This is a genomic window from Elioraea sp. (genome assembly GCF_051860475.1).
Taxonomy (GTDB): domain Bacteria; phylum Pseudomonadota; class Alphaproteobacteria; order Acetobacterales; family Acetobacteraceae; genus Elioraea.
The window spans coordinates 1-16659 of sequence record NZ_JBHYDW010000101.1 but is presented as its reverse complement, the minus strand read 5'-3'; the positions used below and the strand labels follow the sequence as shown (position 1 = coordinate 16659).

General features: G+C 70.7%; 18 protein-coding genes. 6 read left to right on the top strand and 12 right to left on the bottom strand.

Features of this window, described 5'->3' with window-relative positions:
- Positions 1 to 1079 (top strand): AAA family ATPase (locus ACTIFU_RS16425; protein WP_439579402.1); only part of this gene is annotated, 1079 nt, incomplete at its 5' end.
- Between the two features lie 25 nt (positions 1080 to 1104).
- Here ACTIFU_RS16425 and ACTIFU_RS16420 read toward each other — a convergent pair.
- The 11 genes from ACTIFU_RS16420 to ACTIFU_RS16370 form a co-directional block, all read right to left on the bottom strand.
- Positions 1105 to 1989, bottom strand: coding sequence for an HpcH/HpaI aldolase family protein (locus ACTIFU_RS16420; RefSeq protein ID WP_439579401.1), 885 nt, complete (start codon positions 1987 to 1989; stop codon positions 1105 to 1107).
- 86 nt (positions 1990 to 2075) lie between these two features.
- The gene (locus ACTIFU_RS16415) at positions 2076 to 4031 is read right to left on the bottom strand and encodes a RodZ domain-containing protein (protein WP_439579400.1); all 1956 of its coding nucleotides are present in this window, start codon (positions 4029 to 4031) and stop codon (positions 2076 to 2078) included.
- An 8-nt stretch (positions 4032 to 4039) separates the two neighbouring features.
- On the bottom strand, positions 4040 to 4999 hold the full coding sequence (locus tag ACTIFU_RS16410) for a type II secretion system F family protein (RefSeq protein WP_439579399.1): 960 nt from the start codon (positions 4997 to 4999) through the stop codon (positions 4040 to 4042).
- A complete protein-coding gene (locus ACTIFU_RS16405) occupies positions 4996 to 5967 on the bottom strand; it encodes a type II secretion system F family protein (RefSeq protein ID WP_439579398.1) in 972 nt (323 codons plus the stop codon). The genes ACTIFU_RS16410 and ACTIFU_RS16405 overlap by 4 nt, the downstream gene beginning before the upstream one ends.
- Positions 5968 to 5971: 4 nt before the next feature.
- Positions 5972 to 7354, bottom strand: a complete 1383-nt coding sequence (locus ACTIFU_RS16400; RefSeq protein WP_439579397.1) for a CpaF family protein — start codon at positions 7352 to 7354, stop codon at positions 5972 to 5974.
- Positions 7351 to 8583: an AAA family ATPase gene (locus ACTIFU_RS16395; RefSeq protein ID WP_439579396.1), complete on the bottom strand. Its 1233-nt coding sequence runs from the start codon at positions 8581 to 8583 to the stop codon at positions 7351 to 7353. The genes ACTIFU_RS16400 and ACTIFU_RS16395 overlap by 4 nt, the downstream gene beginning before the upstream one ends.
- Entirely contained in the window at positions 8570 to 8875 is a 306-nt protein-coding gene (locus ACTIFU_RS16390) for a hypothetical protein (RefSeq protein ID WP_439579395.1), read from the bottom strand. Before ACTIFU_RS16390 ends, ACTIFU_RS16395 begins: the two co-directional genes overlap by 14 nt.
- A gap of 5 nt (positions 8876 to 8880) precedes the next feature.
- The gene (locus tag ACTIFU_RS16385; protein WP_439579394.1) at positions 8881 to 10320 is read right to left on the bottom strand and encodes a type II and III secretion system protein family protein; all 1440 of its coding nucleotides are present in this window, start codon (positions 10318 to 10320) and stop codon (positions 8881 to 8883) included.
- Positions 10317 to 11186 (bottom strand): Flp pilus assembly protein CpaB, encoded by an 870-nt coding sequence (cpaB, locus tag ACTIFU_RS16380; RefSeq protein WP_439579393.1) that lies wholly within the window; start codon positions 11184 to 11186, stop codon positions 10317 to 10319. The genes ACTIFU_RS16385 and cpaB overlap by 4 nt, the downstream gene beginning before the upstream one ends.
- Positions 11187 to 11190: 4 nt before the next feature.
- Complete coding sequence (locus ACTIFU_RS16375; protein WP_439579392.1) at positions 11191 to 11703, bottom strand: A24 family peptidase; 513 nt, start codon at positions 11701 to 11703, stop codon at positions 11191 to 11193.
- Between the two features lie 205 nt (positions 11704 to 11908).
- Positions 11909 to 12133 carry a Flp family type IVb pilin gene (locus tag ACTIFU_RS16370; protein WP_439579391.1) on the bottom strand — a complete coding sequence of 75 codons (225 nt, stop codon included), beginning with the start codon at positions 12131 to 12133 and terminating at the stop codon, positions 11909 to 11911.
- Between the two features lie 333 nt (positions 12134 to 12466).
- Here ACTIFU_RS16370 and ACTIFU_RS16365 point away from each other — a divergent pair, with 333 nt between their 5' ends.
- Genes ACTIFU_RS16365 through ACTIFU_RS16355 form a run of 3 tightly spaced genes read left to right on the top strand, consistent with a single transcriptional unit; the run spans position 12467 to position 14679 of the window.
- The gene (locus tag ACTIFU_RS16365) at positions 12467 to 13825 is read left to right on the top strand and encodes a pilus assembly protein TadG-related protein (protein ID WP_439579390.1); all 1359 of its coding nucleotides are present in this window, start codon (positions 12467 to 12469) and stop codon (positions 13823 to 13825) included.
- Between the two features lie 4 nt (positions 13826 to 13829).
- Positions 13830 to 14276, top strand: a complete 447-nt coding sequence (locus tag ACTIFU_RS16360) for a TadE/TadG family type IV pilus assembly protein (protein WP_439579389.1) — start codon at positions 13830 to 13832, stop codon at positions 14274 to 14276.
- Entirely contained in the window at positions 14266 to 14679 is a 414-nt protein-coding gene (locus tag ACTIFU_RS16355; protein WP_439579388.1) for a TadE family protein, read from the top strand. The genes ACTIFU_RS16360 and ACTIFU_RS16355 overlap by 11 nt, the downstream gene beginning before the upstream one ends.
- 150 nt (positions 14680 to 14829) lie before the next feature.
- On the opposite strand, the gene ACTIFU_RS16350 is transcribed toward ACTIFU_RS16355, so the two are convergent.
- Positions 14830 to 15015, bottom strand: coding sequence for a Flp family type IVb pilin (locus ACTIFU_RS16350; protein WP_439579387.1), 186 nt, complete (start codon positions 15013 to 15015; stop codon positions 14830 to 14832).
- 442 nt (positions 15016 to 15457) lie between these two features.
- On the opposite strand from ACTIFU_RS16350, the gene ACTIFU_RS16345 reads away from it, so the two are divergent.
- Positions 15458 to 16102: an MBL fold metallo-hydrolase gene (locus tag ACTIFU_RS16345; protein ID WP_439579386.1), complete on the top strand. Its 645-nt coding sequence runs from the start codon at positions 15458 to 15460 to the stop codon at positions 16100 to 16102.
- Positions 16103 to 16239: 137 nt separating this feature from the next.
- The coding region (locus tag ACTIFU_RS16340; RefSeq protein ID WP_439579385.1) for a hypothetical protein at positions 16240 to 16659 on the top strand (420 nt) is incomplete at its 3' end.

Below are 16659 nucleotides of genomic sequence, written 5' to 3'. Positions count from 1 at the left end.
TCCGCCGCGGCGATATCACGACCGCGACCCAGTATCTCGGCCGCGCCGCCACCCCGCAGGTGCTGCTGGTGGACATCGCCGGCATCGACGAGCCCTTCGTCGCGCTCGACGCCCTGGCGCAGGTCTGCGAGCCCGACGTCAGGGTGCTGGTGGTCGGCGAGCGGGACGAAGTGGACTTCTACCGCGACCTGACGCGCAATCTCGGCGTGACCGAGTACCTCCCCAAGCCGCTGACGCGCGACGCGGTGTCGCGGACCTTCCTGCCACTGATCGCCAACCAGGCGCCAAGCGAGCTCAGCGCGCGCGGCGGCCGCGTGGTGCTGGTCGCCGGCGTGCGCGGCGGCGTCGGGACCACCACGATCGCGGCCAACCTGGCCGTTCATCTCGCGGACGAGGCGCGGCGCCATGTCGCCCTGGTGGACCTGAACCTCTATACCGGCAGCGCCGCGCTGTTGCTCGGCACCCGTCCGTCGTCGGGTCTGCGCACCGCGATCGAGGCGCCGGAGAAGGTGGACACGCTGTTCCTCGACCGCGCCGGCCAGCCGGTCAGCGAGCGGCTGCGCGTATTCGCCGCCGAGGAGACGCTGAGCCAGATTGTCCACCCCGCCGGCAACGCGGTCGCGCACATGATTCAGCTGCTGCGGGACCGCTTCAACCACATCGTGATCGACGCGCCGTCCGGCTTCCCGCCGCTGGTGCGCGACGCCTTCGACCGTGTGCACCAGCGCGTGCTGGTGCTGGCGCCGGACGTCGCGAATGCGCGCGACCTGGGACGGTTTCTTGCCCTGCCAAACGCGCCGGCGCAGACCAGCCGCGCGGTGGTGGTGCTCAACCAGGCGGGCCGTCCTGGCGCGTTGTCGGAGAAGCAGGTCGGGGAGGCCCTGAAACTCGCGCCGGATGTGGTGGTTCCATACCTGCCCCGCCTGTTGCCTGCGGCGGCAAATCTGGGCAAGCCGGCGGTGACGCGGCCGGGTCCGTTTCGTACCGCGATCAAGCTGCTCACGCAGGAGATCGCAGCCGTCCGGTCCACCGAGCCGTTGCCCAGGGCTCGCGGTCTCTGGGCGCTGCTGCGGCGATAGCGCAACCTCCCGATCAGGTGGAGAGTCAGCTGATCGGGTGATGACGCACGCCAGGAAGGCCTGGAGGTGTTTCCGGCGGCCGGAAACACCTCCACCCCGCGTCGACCAAGGCGCCCGGCAGCAGCCTAGCGTGCGACTTCGGCGACGCCGCCTCGGCCCCCCGCTGCAGGAGTGACCAGTCAAAGCCGACGACAAGTGCCCGGTAGCCGCGCACGATCATCGCGTTCGCCTGCTCCGGCATCGGCGCCACGCCGCCCAGCACGACAGGGCTGTCCCGGATCACCTTCTCCAGATGCACGGCAACAGCCTGCACCTCCGGGTGGTCCACCCGGCCGCGGTGCCCCATGCTGGTTGCGAGGTCGCCTGGGCCGATGAAGGCGAGGTCCAGCCCCGGCACCGCGACGACCTCGCCAATCGTCTCCAGTGGCCAGACGTGCTCGATTGTGGCGTTCGACAGGACCACCGCATCAGCCCGATCCTGGCAGTCACGAGGGGAAAGGCCCCAGCGGGGCGGGGCGTCGAACGGCCCCCAGGCCCGCACGCCCGCAGGAGGGTAGCGTACCGCCCGCACGGCGGCCTCGGCATCGTCCCGCGTCGAGAGGAGGGGGAAGCACACGCCCATGGCGCCGAGGTCGATCGGCACCGTGGCATGCCAAGGCGTGGTGGCCGCCACCCGGACGAGCGGACCCAGCATGGTGCCCGACGTGGCCGCGATCATGGCATGGGCCTCGGTGGGGCCGATCGGCCCGTGTTCCATGTCGATGATGATGAAATCAAGGCCCGAGGCGGCGAGGATCTGGACCGTCTGCGGCGAGGGGATGGTGGCGATCGCGCCCAGTGCGCAGCGGTCCTCGGCCCGGAGGATGCGCAGACGGTTCAGACGCTGGGCGGGGCCCCCATGGCTGTCCATCCGGGGCTCCGGCTTGGCGGTTGAAGGTGTGGCAGCGACAGCCTCCAACCTCAGCCCCGGAGGGACAACCTCCATAGCAACGACGGCTAGCGCGCCCCGACGACCACCGCACGGCGCAGCGCCGCCGGATCGAGCGGCATGTCGCGCCGGACCACGCCCTCGCCACCGAGCGACGGCAGCACCTCGCCCTCGACCATCACTTCCAGCCCGGCGGCGTTGCCGGTCGTCAGCAGCAGGCCGGGCCGGCCGGGAACCGGATAGCGGTCGCCGGCGCGCAGCACGCGGTCGAACAGCACGGCGCCCGAGTCCCGCTCGCGGACCTGCACCCAGGTCTCGCCGAGCGCACGCAGCACGATCCGGGCCGCGTGCGGCCCGGGCGGCGGCGTATCGGCATGCACCGAGGGCCGCGCCGGCTCGGCCTGGACCGGCAGGGTCGGGGCCGGTTCCGGGGCCCGAGGCTGGGGCCTCGCCGCCTGGCGAAGCGCGACAGGGTCGAGCGGCAGGTCGCGGCGCACCACGCGCTCGCCGCCGAGCGGAGGCAGGGGCTCGCCGTCGATCACCACCTGAAGTCCGGCCGCGTTGCCCGTGGTCATGATCAGTCCGGACCGGTCCGGAACCCGATAGGTCTCGCCGGCGCGCATCAGCCGGTCGAACAGCACCTCGCCCGACTCGCGCGCGCGCACCAGCACCCACGTCTCGCCCTGTGCGTTCAGGACCACGCGGGTGTCGGCCGCCGGCATCGGCGCCGGGACGGCCAGCGGCGCTGCGACCGGCGCGGCGGCCGGCCTGAAGCGCGCGGCGATCGCCTGCCGGAGCGTGCCGGCATCGAGGGGGAGGTCGCGGCGGACCACGCCCTCGCCGCCCAGCGGGGGCAGCGGCTCCCCGTCGGCCACGACCAGCAGGCCGGCCGCGTTGCCGGTCGTCAGCAGAAGCCCCGGCCGGTCCGGCACGCGGTAGGACTCGCCCGTGCGCAGCACCCGATCGAACACCACCGACCCGGAGTCCCGCTCCCGCACCTGCACCCAAGCGTCGGCGCGGGCCTGCAGCACCATGCGGGCGTCACGAACGGTCGGCGGGGCAGCGTCGGGGGCCGATGGCGGCGACGCCACCGTCGGCGCGGCCGCCGCGCGGGCCGGTTCAGCCGGTGCAGGCTCGGGCGATGGCGGCACGCGGGCAATCTCGGTCCGGGGCGCCGGCGGCTCCGTCTCGGCACGCACCGGCGCGACCGAGGGCGGCTGCCGGACTGGCGCCGCCAGCAGCCGCTCGGCAGCAGGCGCGGCCGCGCCACGCTCGGCGCCCTGGCTTGCGGCGGCCATCAGGGCGGCGGCAGAGACCAGGTTCTGCTGATCCACCGCATCGAGCTCCGCACCCGAGAGCTGGCGCGCGGTCACGGGGTCGCCCGCCATGGCGGAGACGAAGGCAAGATTGTGGCGCACCCGCACATCGGTATTGCCCTCGCGTCGGATCGCCTGCAGCAGCTGCATCGCCTCGCCGGTCGCGCCGGTGAGCGCGAGCGACAGCGCGAGATTGTTGCGCAACCCCTCGTGCTGGGGTGCGCGGCGCAACCCCTCATGATAGCGCTCCTGCGCAAGACGGTGATCGCCGGAGAGGTCAGCGATGACCCCGAGCCCGTTGAGCGCGTCTGGATCCTGCGGCGCCTGTTCGATCACGCGGCTGAAGCTCTGCGCGGCCGACCGCAGATCATTGGCACGAAGCTGCGTGCGCGCGAGCGCGAGCAGCAGCGCCCGATCGCGCGGCCGGCGGGCGAGCGCCTGCTCGAGCACGAGGACCGCCTCGGCATGGGCGCCGTGCCGAGCGAGCGCGCTCGCGTACCGCGACTGGACCTCGGCATTCTCGGGGTCGGCCTGGGCCGCGTTGCGATAGATCGAAAGGGCAACCTCGAGGTTGTTGTTGCCCTCGGCCGCGGCGGCGAGGCGCAACCGTTCGTTCGACGACGGCGCGCGCGCGGATTGCTGGCCGGCCGTCGTGCATCCCGCGAGCAGCACGGCCAGACACAGGGATCTCGTGAGCCAGCGGGCCATTGGTGCCTCTACCGGTTGAAGGACCCGATCAGCTGCACGAAGGACGGGCCCGCGAGCAGCAGCACCAGGCAAGGGAGAATGAAGAGCGTGAGCGGGAGCACGAGCAGCGCCGGCAGGCGCGCGGCCTTCTCCTCGAACTCGACGAGCCGCTCGTGCCGCATCTCGCTCGACAGCGTCCGCAGCGCCTGGCCGAGCGGCGTACCGTACTGGATGGTCTGGGCGAGCGTTGTCGCGAGCCGGCGCAGTCCCACCACGTCGGTACGCTCGCCGAGATTGAGCAGCGCCTGGCGCCGGTCCGACAACAGGCGAAGCTCGTTCGAGAGCGTCACGAACTCCGAGGCGATCGGCCCATTGGACGGCGCCATCTCGAGCGCGACCCGCTCGACCATGCTCTCGAGGCCCAACCCCGCCTCGGCGCAGATCACCATCAGGTCGAGCGTGTCGGCGAGGCCCACGCGGATCTGCCTGACATAGCGCTTGTGCATCCAGCCGAGCGCCATGTTTGGCCCCAGCATGCCTACCACCAGACCAAGCCCGACAAGGCCGATCTGCTTGATCCCGGTCATGCCGCGCAGCACCGTGATGCCGTAGAGCGCGGCCGGAATGGCGATCAGCAGCACCACCTTCAGGCCGATCACGATGGGCACCACGCTCTGCGGGCGATAGCCGGCAGCGGCGACGCTGCGCTCGAGATCCTGCCGGTCCTTCTCGGAGAGCAGCGCGCTGCCCCCGAGCGCATTGCCGATCGTGCGCAGGATACCGCTGACGATGCCCGATCCTGCGCTCCGCCGCGGTGCGGTTGGGCTCGCGCCCTTGACGACGCTCGCGACGCGCCCGGCAAGGCGCCGCTCGACGCTGTCGCGCGCCGACAGCCACGCCGCCAGCAGGACGAGCGCCAGCACCGCGACGCCGATCGCCGCGCCGACGGCGAGCGCGTTCCGTCCGGAGATGTCGGGCAGCGCGATCATGTGACCGCGAGGCTGCGGCGGATCATGCCGCGCATGGTGAGCACGCCGAACCCGAGCATGCCGAACGCGATCGCAGCCAGCGTCGGCCCCTTCTCATGCGTGAAGTAGAACTGAAGGTAGCCAGGATTGAGCACGGACAGGGCGCCCAGGGCGACGAACGGAATCACCGTGAGGATGACGGCCGACATGCGCGCCTGGCCTGCAAGCGCGCGGCCGCGTGCGGCCGTCTGCACCCGCTTGCGGACCACGTCAGCGAGATTGTCGAGCGTCTCGGTCAGGCTGCCGCCGGTCTGCTGCTGCAACGTGATGGTCACGGCGAAGAAGCCGTACTCGCGCAGGCCGGTGCGGTTGTAGAGATTGAGCAGGCTCACGTCGATCGACACCCCGATCGCCTGCTCCGCGTTGACCTGCGCGAATTCGCGCCGGGTGGGCTCCGGGCATTCGCGCGCGATGGTGCGGATCGCCTCGGTGACCGGAATGCCCGCGCGGAGCGCGCGCACGATCATCCCCATGGCGTCGGGCATCTGCTTGAACAGCTGCTCGCGGTAGTTGGAGGTGCCGTAGGCGAATGCGGCGCGCGCGATCAGCAGCGTCGCCGCAGCCCCGCCGGCGATCGCCGCGGTGCGTCCGAGCACCACCGCGATGAGCACGCCGGACACCACCCCGCCCGCGACCGCGAACAGGAGCACAATGGGCCAGGGCGCCGGATGCTCCTGAGGACGTGCCGGATTGAAGGCGATCAGCCGGCCCAGCCGGTGCGAGAGCGAGGTGGGGTTGCGCTGGACCAGCTGGATGCCCGGCAGCCGGGAGGTTTCCCGCGGCCGTCGCGTCTGGCCGGCCGCCTCGTTGAGGCGGCGCGCGAGGCGCTGGCTGCGGATCTCCAGCATCAGCAGCACCGCGCTTCCGGCCCCGACCAGGGCAAGGATCAGCAGCGCGAGGGTCGTTGGCGGAAGTTCGGAGAAGGGCATGGGCTCAGAACTCCTCCAGGGCTTCCATCCAGGCCAGGTCGAGCCCGAAATACTCGAGCCGCGGAACGAACCCGGGGCGGATCCCGGCGGCGCGGTAGCGGCCGCGGATCCTGCCCTGGCTGTCCTCGCCCTCGTACTCAAACGAGACGAGGTCGTTCATGGTGATGATCTCGCCCTCGAGGCCGCGCACCTCGGTCACCTGGATGATACGGCGCGTCCCGTCGCGCATCCGTTCGATCTGGAGGATGAGGTCGAGCGCGCTCGCGATCTGGGTGCGGATCGCCTTCACCGGCAGGCCGAAACTGCCCATCTGCACCATGTTCTCGACGCGGATCAGCGCGTCGCGCGAGCTGTTCGCGTGCAGCGTGCCGAGCGAGCCGTCATGGCCGGTGTTCATCGCCTGCAGCATGTCGAACGCCTCGGGCCCACGCACCTCGCCGAGAATGATGCGGTCGGGGCGCATGCGCAGCGCGTTCTTGACGAGATCCCGCTGGGTGATCTCGCCCTTGCCTTCGAGGTTCGCCGGGCGCGTTTCGAGCCGGACAACGTGCGGCTGCTGCAGCTGGAGTTCGGCCGCGTCCTCGATCGTGACGATGCGCTCGCCGTTGTCGATCAGCCGGCTCAGCGCGTTGAGCAGCGTCGTCTTGCCTGAGCCGGTGCCGCCCGAGATGAGGATGTTCAGCCGGCAGCGCGCGGCGATCTCGAGCAGCCGCGCGACCGGGGCGGTGAGCGAGCCGAACTCGACCATGCGCGCGAAGTCGATCCGCTTGCGCGCGAACTTGCGGATCGAGATGCTCGGGCCGTCGAGCGCGAGCGGCGGCAGGACGATGTTGACGCGGCTGCCGTCGGCGAGGCGGGCGTCCACCATCGGGCTCGATTCGTCGACCCGGCGGCCGACCGCGGCTGCGATCTTCTGGGCGATCGTCGCCGCGTGCGCCGCATCGCGGAACCGCACGTCCGACTTCTGGAGCTTGCCGCGCGCCTCGACAAAGACGCTGTAGGGTCCGTTCACCATGATGTCGGTGATGGTCTCGTCGGCCAGCAACGGCTCGAGCGGACCGAGCCCGACCATGTCGTCGGCGATGTCGCGCGCGAGCGCGGTCTGCTCGCGCGCCGAGAGCTCGATCCGGTGCTTGTCGGCGATCTGATGGATCAGCCGCTCGAGCTCGGCGCGCAGCCGCTCGCCCGGCAGCTCGGCAGCCAGCGTCGGATCGACCTGATCCATCACCAGCGACCAGAGCTTGGTGCGCGAGGCGCTCTGTCCGATCTGGCCCGCCGTGCCCGGCGGGGTGGCCCTGACGATCTGGCCGTTCGGTGCCGGCGCCGGCGGCGGCCGCTCGGGCGGAACGGCGACCGAAGGCTCGGTGCGGCGGCCGAATCCGCTCATCGGCCCAGCAGGCGGCTGAGCCAGCCGCCCGAACGTCCGCCGACCCGCACGCCGGACACTTCCTTGGTGAGCCGCTGCATCGCGGCCGCGAATGTCCGGTTCCGGGTCGCGGCCGGGACGCCGAGATCGGCCGCCATCGCGAGATGCTTGGGGATCTCGGGGATCGCAAAGTCCACCTTCGTCTCGAGACCCCGCTCCACGAGCTTGGTTGCCACCGCGCCCTGCATGCCGGCGCGGTTCAGCACCATGAGCGCCTTGTCGGAACCGGTGACCGCCGTCAGCATCGTCTTCAGCCGCGTCGCGTCGCGGATCGAGACGACATCCGGTGTCATCACCAGAAGGCGCATCTGCGCCATGCTGAAGATCGAGAGCAGGGCCGCATCCGCCGGCGTCGGCATGTCGACCACGATGTAGTTGAAGCGCCGGCGCAGCAGCGTCATCAGTCTCGCGACGCCCTCCGCGGTCGGCTTCGGCGTCGCCTCGAACGCCTCCTCGGCGGCGAGCAGGCGGAGCCGGTCCGACACCGCGACCGCCGTGCGCTCGAGGAACAGCGCATCGACGCGGTCGGGCTCCTCCAGTGCGACCCGGAGCCCCGCACCAGGCTTCACGCCGAGCATGGTCGTCGCCGCGCCGGTCTGCAGGTGCAGGTCCAGCAGGGCGACGTAGCCGCGCGTGCTTTCGGCGAGCTGCACGGCAAGGTTCACCGCGACGGTCGTCGTGCCGACGCCGCCATGCGTGCCGCTGACCGTGATGATGCGGCCGCCGACCTGCTCGGCGCCGCCAGGCATCCGCCCGTGCACCACCGGCAGGAACAGGCGCGCGACGTTGTCGCGCGTCAGCGGCTTGTAGAGATACTCGACCACGCCGAGGCCGCGCGTGATCTCGCGGTAGAAGCCCATGTCGGTGCGCTCGCCCATCACCAGCACCTTCACGTCGGGCTCGCAGACACTCGCGAGATCGTCCAGCGCCACCAGCGGATCGGTGGCATCGCTCACATCGACGATCAGCACCTGCGGGGTCGGGCTGCGCGCGAGCTCGCGGATCGCGACCGCGACATTGCCGCGGACCAGGGTCAGCTTGTCGCCGAGATCACCCATCGCGGAGCGCAGCGCGCCCTCGGCCTCCGCGTCGGCGGTGTAGGCGACGACGAGCGGCCGGCTCAGGACGACCGGGCGGGATGTATCCTCATGCCCGACGTCCTCGGTGGTCTTCTTCTCAACGTCCAGCACCGCCACCTCCAGCGCCTGCCGACGGACCGACCGCGGAGGCGCGCACATCCGGCAAGACCTTGAGCTTGTCGTCTTCCATCCGTTCGATCGCGTTGGCCGCCTGCCGGCCGCGGCCGCTCGGATCGCCAACGCCCTGCTGCAGATGCCCTGGGTCGGCGATCATCGCGCGGAGGTTGGCGGCGTTGACGCCGGACGGCCGCCAGGTGCCTTCACGCTGGCTCGGGTCGCCCGCGCTGCCGCATGCCGTGACCAGCAGGGCGGCGGCAAAGGTGGGGATGAGGTGGCGCAGCATGCCGACTACTCCACGATGAAGCCGATCTGGCCGGGCACGCGCGGCGGCGACGCCTCGCGGGACACCTGGCGATGCAGCAGGATGCGTTCCATGTCATTGGCCGGGCGCAGCCCATCGGTCGGCAGCGCCAGCCGACGCGGATCGGACACCGGCCGGACGATGTAGGGCGTGATGATGATCACGAGCTCGGTGTCGTTGCGGCGGAACCGGTCGGACTTGAACAGCGCGCCGAGGACCGGGATCTCGCTGAGATAGGGCAGACCCGACGCGGCGATCCGGCTGCCGTCCTGCAGCAGGCCGGCGATCGCGAAGGACTGGCCGCTGCCGAGTTCCACCGTGGTCTCGGCACGGCGCACGCGCAGCGCGGGGATGCGCACGACACCGCCGGCGACCGGCAGGTTGATCGCGCCCTCCTCGGTGAGCTCGCTGACTTCGGGGCGGACCTTCAGGCTGATCCGGCTCGCATCCATCACCGTGGGCACGAAGGCGAGCGAGACGCCGAACTGCTTGAACTCGATCGTGATGCTGGTTCCCTGAGAGGTGCCGACCGGCACCGGGAACTCGCCGCCGGCCAGGAACGAGGCGGTCTCGCCGCTCATGGCGGTGAGGTTCGGCTCGGCCAGGATGGTGATCAGCTGATCCTGTGCCAGCGCATCGATCAGCCCGTTGATGTCGAATGAGGTGGAGCGGTAGGCGCCGGCGAGAAAGCTGCGCCCGGCTTCGCCGCCGAGCCCCGGGACCAGGTTCGATCCCGCGAAGGCGCCGGTGAGCAGGCCGAAGGTCCAGCGCCCGGTATTGGCCAGCGCCTGCCAGTTGAAGCCCAGGTCGCGCGTGATCGAGCGCGAGACCTCGGCGACGCGGACGCGCAGGTTCACCTGCATCGCGCCGACGATGCGGAGCTGATCGAGCACCCGCTCGTTGTCCGGCAGCCCGCTGCGGGCGATCGCGAAGGCGCGCTGGGCATCGGCCGGGGTCGGCACCTCGCCGGACAGCATCACGCCGCCGGGCACGCGGCGGACGGAAATATTGGTCCCGCCCGGCACCACGGACCGGATCGCCGCCTCCAGCGCGGTGAGCGCCGGGGCAGCGGCCACAGCCGGTCCCGGCGTGCCGGGCGGTCGGGGCGCGGGCCCGACCACGACGTCGTAGCTGGCGATTTCGGATCCGTCCGCCGCGGTCGCCACCACCACGGTGCGGCCGCGCCCGACGCCGGAGATGAACAGGGTCGTGGGCGAGGCCGCCTGCACGCGGGCGACGCGCGGATCTGCGGCGAACACCGTGGTCGCGGCCTGCGGCAGGGTGACGAGTTGGCCACTGCCGGGCTCGATGGTCAGCGACCCGCGCGGCTGGGCAGCGGCCGGCGCGACACCGCCGGCCCACTCCGCCGGGAGGGGGCCGACAAGACAGAGCGCAACGGCGCCCGCGGCGAGCAATCGCCGGATCATCGGAAGATCACCTCCTGGCGGTCGTCGCCCTGGATGATGCGCATCCGCGCACCCACCGGCCGGTCGATCCGGTCGCTCTCGGACAGCGCGGGCGAGACGTCGCCGCCGAACACGGACCGCCGGCTGGGCTCGGCGGCGCTCTCCGCGTCCATCGCGCGGATGGTCAGCGACAGCCTGCCGAGCTGGCCGGCCACCGCCACCCGCTCGGCCTCCTCGGGCGAGACCTCCAGCGTGACGGTGCGCGCGACCTTGCCGTCGGGCGAGGCGTTGGCGCCGGTCGCGCCCTGGGTGAGCTGCTGGTCCACCGCGATCACGCGCACGTCGTTGAGCACCGTCTCGCCCACGACCCGCCGGGACAGTTGGGTGACGCGCTCGTCGAGGGACTGGGTGAGCAGAAGGTCGACGCGGTCGCCCGGCCAGATCAACCCCGCCGTGCCCGTCACAGCATCGACGCCCACGGTGATGGCGCGCATGTTCGGGCGCAGCACGGCGGCGAGGAAGCCGCGATCGCGCGGGCGCAGCACGTCGCCCATCGTGATCCGCTCACCCGCTTCGAGGTAGCGGCGGACGAGCGCGCCGGCCAGCTCGGCGCGGCTCTCGGGCGTGTCGCGCAGCACGCCTTCGCCCGCGTCGCTGGTCAGGACCTCGCGCACGCCGAGATCCTCGCCGCGGAGGAGCGAGCCGGGCGCGATCGGGCGGGCGGCGACCAGCGTGCGCACCAGCAGCGGTGGCGGCGCCTGGATGGGGGCGACCTCCGTCACCACGGTGCGCACGGGCTGCGCCGGCAGCAGGGTCTGCATGCCGACGAGGGAGAGGCCTGCGGCCGCGAGGACGATCAGGCCGATAAGGATGATCCGGATAGCCATGGCATCAGTCGACCATCATTTGGTTGCCAAAGGCTATAAGGCTGCCCGCAGTGATTGCTAATCCATACGGTAGAGGCCCGCGACGGTTGAAACGCCAGCATTCTGCTGTCACCACACGCATCACGATGCCGTGAGTCCGCCCCAGAGGCTTGACGCGCGGCAGCCCAAGCCGTTGGGCGAGCAGATAGACCAGTGACAGGACCCCGCCGGCGAGCGCGGTCGCAACCACCAGGATCCAGATGCCCCCGGGCGGCAGGCCGAGCGCCGCGGCGGTCGCCAGCTTGACGTCGCCTCCGCCGAGAATCCCGCGGACGAAGCCGAGGAACAGAACGGCGAACAGGGCGCCAGCCGCCGCGAGCGTTACGCTCGCCGGGCCGGGTCCCTCGACGGCGCGCAGTGCGAGCCCGGCGCCGGCGACGATCGCTGCGGTCGTGTTCGGGATGCGCCGGACGGCGAGGTCGCGCCAAGCGGCCGCAAGCAGGACCGTGGCGATGACCAGGACAAGGAGCGTCGTCATGGGGCCGGATCTCCTCCGGGGATTGCGCCGCCGCGGGGACGGCGCGCAGGACGACGGGCCGCAAGACGAAGGGCCGCAGGACGACGGGCCGCAAGACGAAGGGCCGCAGGACGACGGGCCGCAAGACGACGGCGGGGCCGCTGGAGGCGGCCCCGCTCATTCCGAAACGGCGGCGACGTCACCGCCGCGCGGAAGCGACTCCGGCTCAGCTGCCGCCGCCGCCGCCGCCACCACTGCCGCTGTTGTCCTGGAGTGCCGTGTTCACTTCGGTAAACACGCCATCCAGCGTCTCACCGATCGTCAGGAAGGTCGCGAGACCGATGACGATGACCACGGCGGCGATCACGCCGTACTCGAGTGCGGTCACGCCCTTCTCGTCGCGGCGGAGCGCGGCGAGGTGGGACTGAACCAAGCTGTAGACCTTCAACATGTCCAGTTTTCCTTCTGCCATGGACACCGCCGCACCCTCGCATCGAATCGTTAAGGTTCCGTTGCCGCGCAAAGGGCCGCGGCATCGAAATACGGCGTCCCGATGTTCCGAGCCGGATCTGTTTGAATCCGTGCTGTGCAAACAAAGACAAGAGCACTCGTATCAGGACGTCACACCTGATCAGTGATACAAAAAATGCTTGGGTGATGGTTCCCTTTGTATGTATGGACCTGCACGCATGAGCATGTCGTCCTGAGTGGACCTAAAAGGATCTGTTAATCTTTGGTCTCTATCCTTGAGGGAATCCTCGCGGCGGCCGCAGGACCGAACGACATGACGCCTCGCCTCCCGATCGACCTTTCCGCAGCCACCATCGACCTGGGGCGGGCGCTGCGGCGCCTGTTCCGCACCGAGAAGGGCGCCACCGCCATCACCTTCGGGGCGATGGCCACCGTGCTGGTCGGCTTCGCAGGCGTCGCGGTCGAGGGCGGCTCCTGGTACGTCACGCGCCGCGCGGCGCAGACGGCGGCGGACACGGCGGCCCAGGCCGGCGCGGCCGCGGTCGCGTTCAACCGGCCCGCGCTTGCCGCCGCGGTCGAGACCGGCGCGCGCAACGGCTTCACCGACGGCGCGAACAACACCACCGTCACCGTCAACAGTCCCCCGGCTCAAGGACCCAATGCCGGAGACGCGAGCGCCGTCGAGGTGATCGTGCAGCGGGCCGTGCCGCTGCAGATCGCAGCGCTGTTCATGGGCGGCAACGCGACCATCGCCACGCGGGCGGTCGCACGGTCGGTGTTGATGGGCGGCGGGTCCGCCTGCATCCTGGCGCTCGGCGAGCAGGGCGGCAACCTGGTCCAGGAGGTCGACCTGTCGATGGGCGGCAACGCCAGCGTGACGGCGGCGAGCTGCAGCCTTGCCTCCAACACCTCCATCAAGCAGTTCGGCAACTCCAAGATCAACGCGTTCACCCTCGCCGCGGTCGGCACGGTGCAGATCGGCAACCCGAACAACGTCACCCTCGAGCGCCCGCCCGCCTCCTTCCAGCCACCGATCCAGGACCCGTTCGCGCCGGACGTGCCCGGCACCGGCGTGCCGCTGCCGGCGCAGAGCGGCACCTGCAACCACACGAACTACTCGCTCAACCCGAACCAGACCCAGACATTGTCGCCCGGGCGCTACTGCGGCGGCATGGATCTCAAGGGCACGGCGAACCTCACGCCCGGCGTCTATGTGCTGCAGAACGGCGACATGACGGCGAACGCGCAGGCCAACATCTCCTGCCCCACCTGCACCCCCGGCAATGGCGTCACCTTCGTGTTCACGGGCGAGGTCAACCAGATCGGCGGGCCGAAGATCAACGGCGGCGCCACCATCAATCTGGCCGGCGGCACCTCGCAGTACCCCGGGATGCTGATGTACCAGGACCCGCGTGCGCCGGCGGCGAACGACATCAAGCTGAACGGCGGGGCGAACATCACGACCAGCGGGCTGTTCTATTTCCCGTCGGCCGACCTGACGATCAACGGCAATTTCGGCGGCTCGAACACCACGTGCAAGGCCTTCATCGGCGAGTCGATCGTGCTGACCGGCACGACGGAGCAGGTGGTGCGGGTCGACGGCTGCGCCGCGCTCGGCCTGGATGCCGAGACCGACCTGCCGCAGATCCGCATCGTTCGGCTGGTGGAGTAGCAGGATGCCGCGATCCCTCCTCCGTCTGCACCGCTGCCGGCAGGGCACCTCGGCGGTCGAGTTCGGCATGATCGCGCCCGCCCTCGTGCTGCTGCTTGCCGGCCTGGTCGATTTCGCCGGCGCGATGCACCAGACCATCCGGTTGGAGAACGCCGCGCGCGCCGGCGCCCAGTACGCGATGAGCTTCCCGGAGGATACCGCCGGCATCGTCGCGGCAACGACGAACGCGCTCGGCGAACAGGGCGGCACGGTGGCGGTCGTACCCGCCTACTGCGCCTGCCCGGGCGGCGGCACCACCGCGGTCTCGTGCGAGGGCACGCCTTGCGATGGCGCTGTGTCCGCCGTCTATGTCGAGGTGAACATCACCCGCCCCTACGCGGCGGTGATGGGGATCGGCAGGTTCGTGCTGCCGAGCTCCCTGAGCGGGACGGCGGTGACCCGTGTCCGCTGACGGGCGCCGCGGGCGGGGTCTTCTCGCATCGAGGCGCGGCCGGGAGACCGGCGGCGCGGCGCTCGAGTTCGCCGTGGTCGCCCCGGTCTTCCTGGCCCTTGTGTTCGGCATCGTCGACTTCTCGCGCTATGCGTTCTCGCTGATCTCGGTGCGCCAGGCGGCGGCGGAAGCGGCGCGTGCCGCCTCGATGGGGCGCACGGCCGAGGAGGTGCAGGAGATCGCGCGCACGCAGGCGCCGTTCCTGGGCAATGCGCTGACGGTCACCTGCACCGGGTGCGGCGTCACCGATCCCAGCCAGCCGCTGACCTACAGCATCACGGCGAGCGCCACCTTCACGTTCCTGCTGCCCTACGTGCCCTCTGGCCAGATCACGATCATCGAGCAGACGCAGGTCACGTTCTGATCCGGTCCGGGTGGTCGACCTCCGCGGCGATCATGCGCCGCGGCTGAGCGTGGTCTGCCGAGGGTAGGCCGGGGGTCCTGCAATCCGTGCGTCGTGTGCAGTGCCGTCGGCGCGGGTTCCAGGAGTCGTCACGCGTGCGCCGGCGCGGCACTACCCGCCGTTGGACGCGCTCGCGATCGTGCTCGTGACGCGGTGATAGTAGTGAACGGCCAGTTCCTCGCCCAGCGGCGCGAACGCGAAGCCCAACGCGAACACGATGACGCCGGCGATCACGCCATACTCGAGGGCAGTGACTCCCCTGCGGTCCTGGAGCAGGCGGGACAACGACGTCAGCATGAGGCGGACCTCCTGATCATGGGCGTCCCGGCGGGCGGCGCGCCTCCGTCGTGGCTGCGCACGACCGGCGTCCGCACATCGCCGCGACGGAACCACGGCACGACGGTCCGGCACTGTCGCCTGATCGACCCAGGTGCAGTGCGTCGGCATCTGGGGCCTGACCGTCTGAGCAGAACCACAGATGATGATTGCACAGAGCGGCGTTGCCGCAAAGTAAAAATTGCCCGATTATATGCATACGGATGTAATGAGTTGGTTCTCGTGCCTGAACGTGTCTGCGCGCTGGAACGTGTTCCCGGGCACCGCCGCGGCGCGCCCAAGGCGTGCCCATGGTCAGGCCTCGTCACGGGGGGAAGCCCATGCGAGGGTCGCGCCGGATGCGGTGGCCGCCGGGTGTCCGGCCGTCGCCGTGCCGGGCCGGATCAGGAGCGGGACCATCCGCATGGGCTTGAAGGCTGCCGTGCTGCAGGTCACCCCTCTGCAGCAGAACTGTGCGGTGCTCTGGGACGAGCACGCCCGGCGCGCCTCCGTCGTCGATCCCGGCGGCGAGGTGGAGCGGATCGTCGCCGCGCTCGATCAGCTTGACCTTGTGGCCGAACGGATCCTGCTGACCCACGGCCATATCGACCACGCGGGCGGGGCCGCGGCGCTGGCCGATGCGCTCGGCGTGCCGGTCTGGGGACCGTCGATCGAGGACCGGTTCCTGCTTGACGGGCTTGCCGTGCAGGGACGCGCCTTCGGCATTCCCGAGGCGCGTCCGCTCACGCCCGGGCGCTGGCTTGCCGAGGGCGACACCGTGGCGATCGCCGGGCGCGATTTCGCGGTCCGGCACTGCCCCGGCCACACGCCAGGCCACATTGTGTTCGTCAGCACCGAGATGCGGGTGGCGATCGTCGGCGACGTGCTGTTCCGGGGTTCGATCGGGCGGACCGACTTCCCCTACGGTGATCCCGAGGCCCTGATCGCCGCGATCCGCACCAAGCTGTTTCCGCTCGGCGACGACATCGTGTTCCTGTGCGGACACGGGCCGGGCGGAACCTTCGGCGAGGAACGACGCAGCAATCCGTTCGTCGGCGAAGGGGCGTAGCAGGGGCCGGCGTCCGGGGGCGGGCGCCATCACGGATTCACCGCGTGCGCTCGCCATGGTTGGGTGCGCGGCATGCCTTGCGCGCTTCGCGTGTTGCCGACACACTGCGCCGGAACGAACCGGTGCCGGAGCGCGCGATGCCTACTCAGGCCGACTTCCTCAATGACCCGTGGGACTTCCTCAAGAGCCACCTTGTACTGATGGGGATGGAAGGATATGGGGCGGCCGGCGTGAAGTGGTTCAAACTGGTGCAGGTGCCGCGCACCTCGGCGTTTGCCGTCAGCACGATCTTCAACGTCAAGTCGGACGTGTTCCGCCTGGTCGGCCATCTCGGCGGGGCGACCGCGGGGTACTTCCAGGCCTACTGGTGCCCCTACGAGCGCGAGGAGACCAAGTTCGCCGTGATCGGCACCGCGGCGAACTACTGCTTCACGGCCGAGATCAGCGGCTGCTCGATCGGGCTCGGGCACGAGACCGGCACCGGCGACAAACTGATCATCCACAGCAACCACGGCTCAACCCCCGCGCCGAACCTGACCGTGGCACAGACGCAGGAA